Origin of the sequence: Natrinema limicola JCM 13563 (assembly GCF_000337475.1) — an archaeon.
GTDB classification, from domain to species: Archaea; Halobacteriota; Halobacteria; order Halobacteriales; family Natrialbaceae; genus Natrinema; species Natrinema limicola.
Genome location: NZ_AOIT01000048.1, coordinates 15,546 through 28,974, shown reverse-complemented (window position 1 = coordinate 28,974; position 13,429 = coordinate 15,546). Strand labels below are relative to the sequence as shown.

Sequence of the window (13,429 nt, the reverse complement as noted above, 5' to 3'; positions counted from 1 at the left end):
GTCACAGTGGGGGACGAATCGTCCCCCACCGGTCAGTTAATCGATGTTGAGATTCCGTGCACGGGTTCTGTCATTCGTAGCTACAGCGGCGGCCGCGACGCGACCGACGTAGCAGCGACTCCCGCCGTTCTTGAAGAACCCGTCGACAGCCACGTCGAGGTCAGATGATTGTGGACTCGAGCCGAACGTGCGTTTGAATTCCGAAAAATTCGTTACGAGTGTCGGTTCGACAGGACCGCGCTCCGTTTCACCGAGGAAGCCAGCAGTGCTGGTGCTGACACCTTCGACGGATTTGGTGCCGCTGTCGACTTCTTCGACGTATACGCCTGGTGAGAGGTATTCTGGCATTTGTGTCACTCCTCCAATCAGTGGTGTGGCGATACTATATTCATACACATAGAATATAAAACTTACTTCTTTAAAATAGTTGGAAATAATGCCTGCTACCGTAATTTACAGACATCTCGTAGGCGTTTTCATTTGCAAAATGCTGTGGCTGATGGAGTGAAATGAAGAATGGAAGATCGGATGCGACTACAGTAACAACTGCACCGAGAGAGACGGGTTACTGTCACTGGTTCTCGGTGCACCCACAGGACGGCCGCGGGTGAACCGGCACTGACTGACAGTAGACCGTCTGCTACACCGATCGCATCGTCCGCGATTCTCGCTTACGGCACTCGGACCGAAAACAGTTCGTTGGCTACCGTTGTCGCCCCCATATATTTCAGTATGAACGCCTACTCATTTCTATGCTTCCGCCATGATTAAATACGCACGAAACGCTACCTGATCGACATGAATCGCGATACGGGCCACGGTACTGGAGAACGAGGTCGTCTCTCTCAGTTTCGGAAGAACCGCTTCTTTAGCGGGAAACTGATGACTCCCCGCGATATGGAAGCAGAACAGGAGTACCACGCCGAGCGGTTGCACACGCTTGCCCGGTTCGTGGCCGGACGTGGTGTCGTCCACGGACTCGAGGTGCAATCGATCAGCGAGACTGACGACGGACTCGAGGTGACGATCGAGCCCGGCATCGCGCTGGATGGAAACGGCCGACCGATCGTCGTTGATCAGGTAACGACGGCGTCGCTTCCCCACCCCTCTGGAAACGAACTCTCACTCTACATTCGGTACGACGAGATCGAACTGGAACCTGTCCCAGTCCCAAATACTGACGATGCCATCGACGACGAATCGACGGCGAACCGGACGCTCGAAAGCTTCGAGTTGACGTATCGAGAGGGGACGGGTGACGACCGAACGCAACGGTTGTCCGTCGAGATCCCGACCATCGAGACGGACGGTGTCGACACAGCATCGTTTTCTCAGCGCCTCCTCAAGCGATACCACGACCAGTACCGGTCGTCGATTCCGTCCGACTCGGAGACGGGCGTGTTTCTCGGCTCGTTCGAGCGGACGCCCGACGGTGGCTGGACGGACTCGGAGGCGTCGGCACCTCGGGAGTTCGTCTACGACCACGAACTGCTCTTTGGGACGATCATCGACCATATCACGGACACCGACAACCCCCATCGAACGCCGGTCGAACGGGAGCCGCCCGACATCCCGGACGATATCACGGCGGTTTCAGACCGACTCGACGCCCTCGAGGCCGAAGTCGAGCAAGTCACACGAAAGCAGGCTACGCTGACCCGATATATCATGCGCAAGACGCTCACAGAGCGGGCGCGCGTGTTCGACGCCCTCGCCGAGCGGTTAGAACGGCGGATGAGCGAGGGCGACGCCAGCCGACTCGCTCGTGAGATCGTGACGGCCGCTCGCACAGCCAGCGGACAGGTGTATGAGAGCGAGGCTGCCTACCGCAGTCACGTTCGGCAGGTCCTCGAGCAACTGATCGAACTCGGCGACCGACTCGAGGGAGCGACGACCGAAGCCAGTCTCGAGCGCTATCTCAGATCGGTCTCCGATCTTCAGGAGACGCTCGAGGACGACGGCTCGATTCTCGCCCTGGCAGAAACACAGGATCGCGTCTGCGAGGCCGCAGACGCACTCGACGTGCTCGTCACTATCGTTCCGGACGAGTGACGACGGGCGTCGGTACCGCGCCGACGGACACGCGAGTCACTCGAGTAAGAGGAGGTGTGGGTTCTCGAGGTACTCCATCACGGTGTTTGTAAACCGAGCGCCGACGGCACCGTCGATCAGCCGATGGTCGAACGACAGCGAGAGCGTTAGCACCGAGCGGGGTTCGATCGATTCCGTCCCATCTGCGTCGGTGACGACGCGTGGTTTGCGCTTGATTTCGCCGATCGCGAGGATGCCTGCTTCGGGGTAGTTGATGATGGGCGTGGCGTACTCGCCACCGATGCCACCGACGTTGGTGATCGTAAACGTCGACCCGCGGAGCTCGTCGGGGCTGATCGTTCGGTCGCGGGCCTTCTGGACGAGTTCGTTCAGCTCCGAGGACAGTTGGAGGAGTCCTTTCCGGTCGGCGTCCTCGACGACCGGCACCATCAGTCCGACGTCGGTCGCGGTCGCGACGCCGATATTGTAGTAGTCACGGTAGACGATTTCTTCGGCATCCTCGTCGATGACGGCGTTCATCTCGGGGTGTTCTTTTAGCGCCGCCACGACGGCTTTCATGAGAAACGGCATGTAAGTCAGCCGGATGCCCCGGGCCTCGGCGCGAGGAGTGAGTTCCTCGCGTGCGTCGACGAGTGCGGTCACGTCGACCTCGTCGTGGTGGGTGACGTGAGGCGCGCTGTATTTGGATTCGACCATCGCCTCGGCGATCGTCTTGCGAACGCCGCGGAACGGCTCCCGACGTTCGCGCTCGCCGGGAGCGAAGTCGGCCTCTGCCGTCCTACCCGGCTCGCCCGCTTCGATTGCCTCGCGATCCGCGCTCGCGGTTGCACCGCTCGCGTCTTCCGAGACGCGTCGCGCCTCGCTCTCCTGGGCCCGGCGCTGGACCTCGGCGTACTCCCGAACCGCCTCGGGTGTGACGAACGCCTCACCGTCACGCTCTTCGGTCGCCGGAACGGCGTCGATATCGACGCCTTCCTCCTCGGCGAGCCGCCGGGTCGCGGGTGCTGCCAGGGTCGTCTCGCGATCGGCGGCCTCGAGTCGCGCCGATGCTGTGGCTCGATCGGGTGCTGTCGACGCGGCCTCGTCGGCCATCGCGGTGTCGCCCTCGCTCGTATCAGCAGTCGCGGGTTCGGCATCGGCGACAGGTTCTTGGGAGCGGGATCGCTCCTGTCCCGTCTCGGCGGTGCTGGCGGTTGCCCGTACGTCGGCCGTCGTAATCCGACCGCCAGGACCGCTTCCCTGGATGCTCGAGAGATCGAGTCCTGCCTCGCGGGCCAGCCGACGCACGCGTGGCGGTGCGAAGATCCGTTCGTCGTACGCCTCGCCCTCGTCTCTCTCGGCTCCAGTCGCGCCGGGGCTTTCGGCAGTGTCTGTGGCCGTTTCGGTCGCTTTGGCCGCGCCGTCGCCCGCGACATCGAACGAGATGATCACGGTTCCGACCGGGACGACCTCCCCTTCTTCGGCGTGTAACTCCCGGACAGTGCCGTCGACCGGCGCGGGTACCTCTACGAGGGCCTTGTCCGTCTCGACTTCCGCAACCGGCTGATCCTCCGCGACCTCGTCACCCCGATCGACCAGCCACGAGACCAGCTCCCCCTCGGCGACGCCTTCGCCAACGTCGGGAAGTTCGAACTCTCGGACCATGTCAGAACCCCACGGCGTCCCGGATGCCGTCCTCGATACGCGCTGGCTCTGGCAGGTAGTAGTCCTCGAGTGCGTACAGCGGGAACGGCGTGTCGAAGCCGGTGATGCGTTTGACAGGCGCTTCCTGGTAGAGCAGTGCTTCCTCTTGGAGGGTCGCGGTGATCTCGGCACCCAACCCGCCGGTCTTGGGTGCCTCGTGGACGACCGCAGCGCGGCCGGTCTTTTTGAACGAGTCGACGATCGTCTCCTCGTCTAACGGCGAGAGCGTCCGCAGGTCGACGACTTCCGCGTCGATTCCCTCATCGGCGAGGTTCTCGGCTGCCTCGAGCGTCGGCCGGGTCATCGCACCCCACGTGTAGACCGAAATATCGGATCCCTCGCGGCGGACTGCGGCCTCGCCGAGTGGCACCTCGTACGATTCGTCGGGAACCTCCTCGCGGAAGGCCCGGTAGATGAGCTTCGGCTCGAGGAATATCACCGGATCTGGACTTCGGATGGCGCTGGTCAGCAGTCCCTTGGTGTTGGCGGGGGTCGAGGGAATAACGACCTTGAGCCCGGGCTGGTGGACGAACATCGCCTCGGTCGACTCTGAGTGGTGTTCGGGTGCGCGAATGCCACCGCCATAGGGGGCGCGAACGACCATGGGACACGTGTACCGACCGCGCGAGCGCGTCCGCAGGCGCGCCGCGTGCGAGACGATTTGATCGAATGCAGGGTAGATAAATCCCATGAACTGGATCTCGGGAACTGGCCGCTTTCCGTAGGCTGCCATTCCGATCGCCGTGCCGACGATCCCCGATTCCGCAAGCGGCGTATCGATCACCCGGTTCTCACCGAACGCCTCGTAGAGGCCGTCAGTCGCGCGGAAGACGCCGCCGTTCTCGCCGACGTCTTCGCCCATGACGATGACGTCGTCGTCGCGTTCCATCTCCGTGTGCAGTCCATCCCGGACCGCCTCGACCAGCGTGAGGTTCTCAGTTTGTGATTGTGTGGCCATCGTTTCACTCCAGGAGCGCGTCGTCGCCGTGTTGCTCGCGGATCGATTCGAAGTACTCGAGTTGCCGTTGTAGTCGCCGGGGCATTCCCTCGTAAACGTGGGCGAAGATCTCGTCGGGATCAGGCCGTTCGAACGATTCAGCCGCGTCGATCGCGTCCGCGACGTCGTCTTCGATCCGGGTTTCGATCGCGTCGACCTGCTCGTCGTCGAGCATCCCGTTCGATCGCAGGTACGTCTCGAGGCGCGGAATGGGGTCTTTCTGCCGCCAGCGCTCGACTTCTTCGTCGTCCCGGTAGACCGACGGATCGTCGGCGGTGGTGTGAGCGCCAAAGCGGTACTGAACCGCCTCGATGAGCGTCGGTCGGGGTTCGTCCTCGTCGGGATTTTTCGCCTTCTCGACGGCCTCGCGGGTGACCTTGTACACTGCCAGTGGATCCATCCCGTCGACTTGCACGCCGTCGAAGCCGTAGGCGGTGGCCTTTTGAGCCAGGGTGGCGCTTGCCGTCTGGCGCTCGCGGGGGACTGAGATGGCCCACTGGTTGTTGTTACAGAAGAAGACGGTCGGCGTATCGAAGACGCCGGCGAAGTTCAACCCCTCGTGGAAGTCACCTTCCGAGGTCGCCCCGTCGCCGAAATAACAGATGAACGCCTTCTCCTCGCCGTCGAGTTTCGATGCCCAGGACGCCCCCGTCGCGTGGGGGATTTGGGTGGCGATGGGAACTGCGACCGAGAAGATGTTGACGTCCTCGGGCATGTAGTTCCCCCGCTCGTGGCCCATCCAGTAGAGCAGCGTTCGCTCGAGCGAGAGCCCCCGAACGAGGCCGACGCCGTGTTCGCGGTAGCTGGGGAAGACCCAGTCGTCGGTGTCCAAGGCGTGAGCACTGGCGACCTGTGCGCCTTCCTGGCCGGACAGTGGCGGATACGTTCCCATCCGCCCCTGGCGCTGGAGGCTGACGGCCCGCTCGTCGAAGCGGCGCACGAGCCGCATCTGCTCGTACATCTCGACGAGTTCGTCCTCGGTGAGGTCGGGGACGTCGGCACCCTCTCGGACCCGGCCCGCATCGTCGAGTATCTGGACTCGCTCGCGGGGATCGCGCTGTATCGTACTCACGGGAGAACCCACCTATACATACCCTAGCACACGACCGCTCAGGGTAAAGGAGTTTCCCAAAATAGTTTACTATCGGTGAGATTCTTGCCAAGCATTCGGGAAGCCACTGTATGATGGCCGACAGATCTGGATAGAAATGCGTGAAACTGGCTATTCATTTTTGTTTGTCGAATTTCAGTAACCGAATCGGAGCCGAGACTGGACAAAAGTGAAGTTCGATTACGATCGGTCGGTGGTGGGGCCGGAGCAGCGACACCGTTGGGCTGACGTGTACTCCGATCGCGATCTTTCGCTCGAGCTATCTTCCTGTCGACGTCAGGTTCCCGCTCGAGGTGCTCAAGTACGATTGATCTGGCGGTCTAGCAACTCCATCAGACCGGTTTCGATCCGCCGCGAGTCAGAATTCCGGGATCAGACAATCGAAAAAATCGTATATTCTGACAATAACAGCACTGTCGATGGTTTCGAACGTCTATCAGGGGTTTTGTCCGTTCCGTCGTCACCATCGAGTCGTTCACTGGATGGGATATCTCTCCGGCTTTGGTATCTGGATCTGTTCTTATTTGGTTGCCGGATTCGTTATTCCGTCAGTCGGTCTCGTCTCCGTGGCAGTCACCACTGCAGTCGCATCCGTACCAACCGCGATCTACATGGGGTTGCTCTACAGTCGAGCCGTCGGGAGTCCATGGGGGAACATATTGTTTCCAGTGAGTGTGCCGCTACTGATCCCGGGGCTGTTTCTCACTCACCCGTTTCCGGGGACGACGATGCCCGAGAGCTGGTTTGGAACGCACGCAACCGTCGTCGGTGGGATGGTCGTGGGGGTAGTTGTCGTACACAGGACGATCCAGAACAGATATGCGAAGATGGACGACATCCTCGCGTGGGAGCGAACCGTCATGCCCCATAGCGTCCGTGTCGTCGACGACGAGTGGCTCGCAGAACAGCCGGCGTACGACCGCGAGTACAAAACTGTTCGACCGGTCCTCAATCCACGCATTACCGAGTGGTACGACGTCAGCTTCGATCTCAAAGGCGGCCTGTTCGGAATGGTCGTCGCTGCACCCGCAATCGCCGCGAGTTTATATGGAGTAGCGACATACGATGATTTCCGTTCGAAGTCACGATGATGTCTGCGTTCCTCTATCTGTTCCACAACTCGCTGCAGGTGGACCAGCAAGATACCGAGCGTTAGTCAAGCGCTTGCCGAGCGTGTTCGATAGCGTCTCCGATAGCCGAAAGATCTTGACGGAAGGTCATCTGAACACCGGCTGGAAGCTGGTTCAGCGACGAAATTAGCCCGTGAGAGTCAATCAGGGCTAGCTAAACGATGTTGACCGTGCAAAGCCACGTGCTTCCTCCACGCTCTTGCCCTCGCGCAGAACCGCATCGACGAACAGTTCGCCGGCCTTGTACGACGACCGCACCATCGGACCGCTTGCACAGTAGAGAAAGCCCAGTTCCTCTTCGGCGATGCGACGCCACGTCTCGTACTTGTCCGGGTGGTCGTAGCGCTGAACCTCGAGGTGGTTTCTCGAGGGTCGCAGATACTGCCCGAGCGTGACGATGTCGACGCCACGCTCGCGCAGGTCCGCGAGCGTCTGGTAGACCTCGTGGTCGTACTCGCCGTGGCCGAGCATGATCGAGGTCTTGGTATAAATGTCCGATTCGCGCTCGACGCACTCGAGCACCGAGAGGCTCTGTTCGTAGCCCGCACGCCGGTCGCGAACGGGGAACTGCAGCCGTTCGACGGTTTCGACGTTGTGGGCGATCACGTCCGGCTCGGCGTCGATAATCTTTCGGACGAGGTGGTCTTCGCCCTGGAAATCGGGGATCAGTACCTCGACTAAGATACCCGGATGGCGGGCCTTGATCTCGCGGATCGTCTCCGCGAAGTGGCCCGCGCCCTGATCGGGGAGGTCGTCGCGGTCGACGCTCGTGAGCACGACGTAATCCAGGCCGATCTCGGCAATGGCGCTCGCGACGTTTTCGGGCTCGTCGGGGTCGAGCGGCTCCATCCCGCCCGTTTGCACGTCACAGAAGTTACAGGCTCGAGAGCAGCGATCGCCCATCAACATGAACGTCGCCGTGCCACCGCGGTCCTGACTGTCGGCCTTGGAGCGTCCGGACCAGCACTCACCGAGATTTGGACAGTTAGCCTCCTCACAGACGGTGTGGAGTCCGTGGTCCCGCAGCGTCTCCCGGATGCCGGCGAACTCCCGTCCCGACGGCGGGCGGCTCTTCAGCCAGTCAGGTTTTCGCGCGCGGCTCATAGTATGTCATGGGACCGCGTGGTGAAAAACCATGTCGGTCACAGGTCCGGTTCGTCACCCGGTGTCCGACAGGTATCAGTATGGCGGCTGCCAGCCGGCGAGTGGCTAGCTCTGTATGGTGTCCCAAATCCGCTTAATGAGGTCAAAGAGCCGGTAAGCGGCCCCATTCTCCCGACAGCTTTACGGGCGACAACGGACTACCCGCAACGGATGGCCTTCGGCTCGACACCCGACTGGTTTCACATCAGCGAGGACGAGGACATCGTCTGGGAGAGCCGGCCCCATCCGATTACGATGGGGGCCAGACTGCCAGTCGGGATTGGACTCGCGCTTGCGGGCCTGCTCGTCACGGGCTGGAGCGTGATCGACGGCCCCAGTCTTCTGACGCTTCTCGGGTTCGGCTTACTCGTCGTCGGCGTGGCCGTCGCGTTCAGCCGCTATCTCGTCTGGACGAACACCCGCTACGTCATCACCTCCTCGGAACTCTACAAGAAACGCGGGATCATCTCGAGAGACGTCACCCAGTTTCGCCTCGAGCGCGTCCAGAACACCAGTCTCAGTCAGAGCGGGCTCGGTCGCCTGCTGGGATACGGCGACCTGACGGTCTACACCGCCGGCTCCGGCGATCCAGAGCTGACCTTCGAACGCGTCCCGAACCCGGAGGTAGCCAGCAGCCGGCTTAGCGACCAACTCGAGGCCGTCGTGACCGACGAATCGGCGCTCTGATCGGCGCGCGGTCGGACCCAGTCGCTCGAGAAACCACAAGACCCATTAGCCGACTCGGCTTCTGGAGTCGATACGATGTCCCCACAGCTGTCTCCCTCCGAAGAGCCCACGGTCTCGCGACGCTCGAGCGTCGCAGCGAGTGCGGGGGTCGGTGTCTTCGCCGCCGTGATCGGCTATCTCTTGACGTACCTGCTGGTCGCCAGTCAGGTCCGTGGGGCTGCCGGCGACACCGTCGCCGAGTGGAAAGCCGTCGCCTGGTTCTTCTACGAGGCCCATATGATCGACATCGAGGTCAGCGGTCAGATCGGCTCGTTTGCTGGGATGAGTACCCTCGACCTCATCGCTCAATCGGACACCGCGAGCGCGACCCTGCTGTACGTGGTGCCGCCGCTCGTGTTGCTCGCAGCCGGTGCGGTGCTGGCTGTGCGGTGGAACGTGACCGATCTCGGTGCGGCCGTCGTCGCCGGCGCGCCGGTAGCGATCGGCTATGCCGTCGTCATGGGCCTCGGAGCCGTCGTCACTGAATCGACCACTGAAGCGTCCGCGCTTGGCATCGAAGCGAGTAGTTCGATCGCACCGGCGCTCCTGCCAGCGATCGTCCTCGGCGGCGTCTTGTACCCATTGGTCTTTGCGACTGCCGGAGCCGCGATCGCCGCTGTCGTCGGCACGCGGTAGGGAACGCGACTCGAAGGAAACGCCTTTGACCTGTCACACCTCGTTTCTGTGTGATGGAGGTCGCCGAGGTTCTCCCGGAGTTTGCCGACGCGTTCGCGTTCGAGGAGTTCAACCGGATGCAACGCGAGGCCCTGCCCGCATTGCTCGAGTCCGACGAGAACGTGGTCGCGAGCGCGCCGACCGCCTCGGGAAAGACGGCGCTCGCGGAACTGGCGATCTGTAAGGCACTCGCCGACGGCGGCACGGCGCTGTTTATCGCCCCGATGCGAGCGCTGACGAACGAGAAGGAAGACGACTGGGATCGGTTCGAGGACCTGGATTACTCGGTGTACGTTGTCACCGGCGAGCGCGACTTGAACCCTCGCCGCGCGCGCCGGGCTGACATCCTCGTGATGACTCCCGAAAAGCTCGACTCGGCGACCCGCAAACACGATTCGCGGCGATACGACTTCGTCACCGACATCGACGTCTGCGTGATCGACGAGGTTCATCTGCTGGACGCGGATCGTCGGGGCTCCGTGCTCGAGGTAACGATCTCACGGCTGCGCCGGCTCTGTGGGCCCCGTATCGTTGCGCTCTCGGCGACGATGCCCAATGTCGGCGATGTCGCGGCGTGGCTCGACGCGCCCGAGGAGTGTACCTTCGAGTTCGGCGAGGAGTATCGCCCCGTCGACCTCAACGCGGGCGTCAAGACCTACACGCACGGCGAGAACTCCTTTGCGGACAAGTATCGCCGGCTCTACCGGGCACTCGATCTTGCAGAGCCACACCTCCGGGAAGACGGGCAGTCGCTCGTGTTCGTCTCCTCCCGCCAGGACACCGTCCAGGCCGCCAAAAAGGCCAGAGACGAGATCGCCGAGCGTGACATTCCGATGGGTGCACGCGGCGACTACGACTTTCATACCGAATCGAAGGCCCTCGAGAACGACACACTGCGAAACTCAGTCTTAGACGGCGTAGCCTTCCACCACGCCGGGCTCTCGAAGAACGACCGCGATCTCGTCGAGGAGTGGTTCAAGGAGGGTCACGTCGAACTCCTCTTTTCGACGTCGACGCTGGCCTGGGGGGTCAACCTGCCCGCACGCTGTGTCGTGATCCGCGATACGAAACTCCACGATCCCCTCGAGGGTGAGATCGACATGAGCCCCTTAGACGTGCTCCAGATGCTCGGGCGCGCGGGCCGACCGGGGTACGACGACATCGGCTACGGCTGGGTTGTCTGTGACACGGCGGAGGCGGACAAGTACCGTCGGCTCCTGCGTGACGGCAAAGAGATCGAGTCCCGGCTTGCCGAGAGCCTGGCAACCCATCTCAACGCCGAAATCGCGATGGGTACCATCACCGATCTCGAGGACGTGATGGACTGGCTCGAGACGACCTTCTACTACGTCCGCGGGCAGTCCAAACCCGACGACTACGACTTCCCGAATTTACGCCAGCGTGTCCGGGACTGTCTCGAGGGGCTGGTCGACCGTGGCTTCGTTGAGACCGGCGAGGACCTTTCGATCGAGGCGACGCCGCTCGGCGTGCTGACCTCGAAGTACTACCTTCGGCTCGATACGGCGGCTCATTTCGCTGATCTCTGCGACCGGGCCGAATCGGACGGACTCGCGGCCGGTGACGTCCTCGAGACGATCTCCACCGCCGAGGAGTTCGATTCCGTCTCGGCCCGTCAGGACGAACGTGATGCGATCAACGCAGTGTTGGTCGGCCAAGAGACGGGCGACCTCGAGGCGGGCGAACGGAAGGTGCTCGCGATCCTGCGTGGGGCAGCCAGTGGCTCGACGCCCGCAGAACTGCGCAGCGACGCCTGGGTCATCCGCCAAAACGCCACGCGGCTCGTCTCGGCGCTCGAGGCGTTCCTCGATCGGTTCGTCGGCCCCCATGCCGCCAACCTCGCCCGGCGAGTCGAGGCCCGTATCGAGAACGGCGTCGCCGAGGACGCGGTCGGACTCACTGCCATCGACGGCGTCGGCCCGGGTCGTGCGAGCAAGTTAGCGACAGAGGGGCTCACAACCCCCGGCGACGTCGTCGACGCGGGCGTCGCGGGTCTCGTCGACGCCGGCCTCACCGAGGGCGTCGCCGAGGGCGTCTACGAGGGAGCACAGTCGCTGCCCACGATCGACCTCGAGTGGGGACAGTTCCCCGACGCCATCGCGACCGGCGAAAACGAGGTCTGCGAGGTGACGGTGCGAAACGTCGGCGAGCCCGCCCGCGCCGGGGTCCGCGTGACCGTCAATGGGGTCGAGATGACGAGCACGAACACCTACCTGCGCGACACGGAAACCGTCCCGGTGGGCGTCTTCGGAGCCGATGCAGACGAACTCGAGTTTACCGTCAGCGTCGCATTTCCCGAAGAGCCGCTAGTGCCGGTCGAGGCGAGTCGGACGGTCGAGGTCCGGTAGCGACGACCCTCGACGTCGGCTCCGTTACTGCTTCGTAGAAGCCTTCGCATAACTCCGGTGTCACAATCTGATGAACGGTAAGTTCAGGTCAGATACACCCCTCTCAAAACCAGCTCAGTCAGTATCGTCTCTTGAATCGTTACTCTGCCACGTCGGTGTGACAAGCAGCGGTACGAATCGGACACTCCGAAGTATGCGTCACAAATGACGGTCGATCGTTGCGTATCTCGACGATAACACCCAGACAGTCTTCATACTCTGAGGTCGTGAGGCGATTCCAGTTCTCATTCATCTGTCTGACCATCACCGTCACGGGTGCATCCGGCCAGACGCAATCGAGTGTCACCATATTTGGGTCCGTCAGAATCTCGTGGGTTTCCAGATATGCGACCTCATCAGTATCTTCCTGTTCTATTCTAACGTCCACCGTGACAGGGTCGCTACGTGGATTTATCAAATCCAATCTCTGCAACGTTGCGTATGTCTCTCCACCAAGAGATATACAGCCTGCGGTGGCACCTATGCCACCGCTCGAGGCAAGCGCAAGAAACCGGCGTCTCTTCATATCACTTCAAACTGTAGTCTAATAAATGTATTCTGTGGTTGATGGATTCGATATGTTCACAGACCTACTTATGAGTCAATTCAGTCCAGAGTGTCGTGTAATCACCACTGTAGAACGAATTTCATCACACCTTTGGCTGCTACGTCGTCAACTCGAGCACCCGCTCGCGAAGCGCCGCGGGCGAATCGACGATCACGTCCGCAGCCGAGCGATCGATGTCGCCGTGGGCCTCGATCCGGTAGGCGACGACGGTCATGTCCGCTCGAGCGGCTGCCGTAATTCCGTTTGCCGAGTCCTCGACGGCGACGCAGTCGGCGGCGGGAACGCCGAGTTCGCCGGCCGCGTACTCGAAGACGTCCGGTTCGGGCTTGCTCGCGGCGTCGATATCGTCGGCGCTGATGACGCGATCGAACGAGTCCTCGAGGTCGAATTGTTCAAGGACCATGCCGATCCAGTCGTGGGGTGACGACGACACGAGCGCCGTCGGCACGTCGCGAGCGTCCAGCTCGGCGAGCAACTCGGGCAGGCCACCGAGGAGGCTGGCGCGCTCGGTGTAGATCTCCTCGGCGGCCGCGTTGAATCGCTGGATGAACTCCTCGCGGGAGATGGCGGTCCCGTACTCGGCCTCGAGGTAGTCGTAGATCTCGCGGAAGTTCATGCCACTCGTCTCGGCGACGGCGACGTCCGTGTCAGGGACCGTAGCCGGCAGGATCTCTTCGCGCTGGAAGTCGACCCAGAAGTCTTCGCTGTCGACGACGACGCCGTCCATATCGAACAACACAGCGGTCATGTACGCCGGGGTAGTCGACCGGCCCGTATAGCCGTTTGGCACGCAGCCGTGTGCCCTCGAATATGGCGCCTTGCTCGAGGACGGACGCCGACACCGCCCCGTCTCGAGCCGTTGGCTGACGACGCACGCCGTGTCGATTCGCTCGGTGGCGTCGTCATGGCGGGGCCGACCGGCTGCTGCCGAGACAGCCC

The 13,429-nt window shown here is 62.1% G+C and carries 10 protein-coding genes and 1 pseudogene; 5 read left to right on the top strand and 6 right to left on the bottom strand.

The window, feature by feature from the left end; genetic code table 11:
- Nucleotides 1–87 precede the first annotated feature (87 nt).
- Nucleotides 88–348 (bottom strand): annotated as a pseudogene (locus C476_RS11900) (phage tail sheath family protein); the annotation flags it as partial.
- Nucleotides 349–897: 549 nt separating this feature from the next.
- On the opposite strand from C476_RS11900, the gene C476_RS11895 reads away from it, so the two are divergent.
- Complete coding sequence (locus C476_RS11895; RefSeq protein WP_008013244.1) at nt 898–2,052, top strand: hypothetical protein; 1,155 nt, start codon at nt 898–900, stop codon at nt 2,050–2,052.
- A 36-nt stretch (nt 2,053–2,088) separates the two neighbouring features.
- On the opposite strand, the gene C476_RS11890 is transcribed toward C476_RS11895, so the two are convergent.
- From C476_RS11890 to pdhA, 3 genes are read right to left on the bottom strand one after another with little or no spacing between them, the layout of a single operon-like run.
- Nucleotides 2,089–3,696 (bottom strand): 2-oxo acid dehydrogenase subunit E2, encoded by a 1,608-nt coding sequence (locus tag C476_RS11890; protein WP_008013241.1) that lies wholly within the window; start codon nt 3,694–3,696, stop codon nt 2,089–2,091.
- Between the two features lies 1 nt (nt 3,697).
- Nucleotides 3,698–4,693 (bottom strand): alpha-ketoacid dehydrogenase subunit beta, encoded by a 996-nt coding sequence (locus C476_RS11885; RefSeq protein ID WP_008013239.1) that lies wholly within the window; start codon nt 4,691–4,693, stop codon nt 3,698–3,700.
- A 4-nt stretch (nt 4,694–4,697) separates the two neighbouring features.
- Entirely contained in the window at nt 4,698–5,804 is a 1,107-nt protein-coding gene (gene pdhA, locus C476_RS11880; protein WP_008013238.1) for a pyruvate dehydrogenase (acetyl-transferring) E1 component subunit alpha, read from the bottom strand.
- A 713-nt stretch (nt 5,805–6,517) separates the two neighbouring features.
- Between pdhA and C476_RS11875 the strand changes: the two genes are divergently transcribed.
- The gene (locus tag C476_RS11875; protein ID WP_152418204.1) at nt 6,518–6,934 is read left to right on the top strand and encodes a hypothetical protein; all 417 of its coding nucleotides are present in this window, start codon (nt 6,518–6,520) and stop codon (nt 6,932–6,934) included.
- Between the two features lie 189 nt (nt 6,935–7,123).
- Here the strand turns inward: C476_RS11875 and lipA are convergent, their stop codons facing one another.
- A complete protein-coding gene (lipA, locus tag C476_RS11870; RefSeq protein ID WP_008013233.1) occupies nt 7,124–8,077 on the bottom strand; it encodes a lipoyl synthase in 954 nt (317 codons plus the stop codon).
- A 210-nt stretch (nt 8,078–8,287) separates the two neighbouring features.
- Here lipA and C476_RS11865 point away from each other — a divergent pair, with 210 nt between their 5' ends.
- The 3 genes from C476_RS11865 to C476_RS11855 all read left to right on the top strand — a co-directional run bounded on the left by C476_RS11865 (nt 8,288) and on the right by C476_RS11855 (nt 11,883).
- On the top strand, nt 8,288–8,803 hold the full coding sequence (locus C476_RS11865; RefSeq protein ID WP_008013231.1) for a PH domain-containing protein: 516 nt from the start codon (nt 8,288–8,290) through the stop codon (nt 8,801–8,803).
- Between the two features lie 75 nt (nt 8,804–8,878).
- The gene (locus C476_RS11860; protein WP_008013229.1) at nt 8,879–9,478 is read left to right on the top strand and encodes a hypothetical protein; all 600 of its coding nucleotides are present in this window, start codon (nt 8,879–8,881) and stop codon (nt 9,476–9,478) included.
- A 53-nt stretch (nt 9,479–9,531) separates the two neighbouring features.
- Nucleotides 9,532–11,883 (top strand): DEAD/DEAH box helicase, encoded by a 2,352-nt coding sequence (locus C476_RS11855; RefSeq protein WP_008013227.1) that lies wholly within the window; start codon nt 9,532–9,534, stop codon nt 11,881–11,883.
- 704 nt (nt 11,884–12,587) lie between these two features.
- Here C476_RS11855 and C476_RS11845 read toward each other — a convergent pair.
- Entirely contained in the window at nt 12,588–13,238 is a 651-nt protein-coding gene (locus C476_RS11845) for an HAD family hydrolase (RefSeq protein ID WP_008013224.1), read from the bottom strand.
- Between the last annotated feature and the right edge of the window lie 191 nt (nt 13,239–13,429).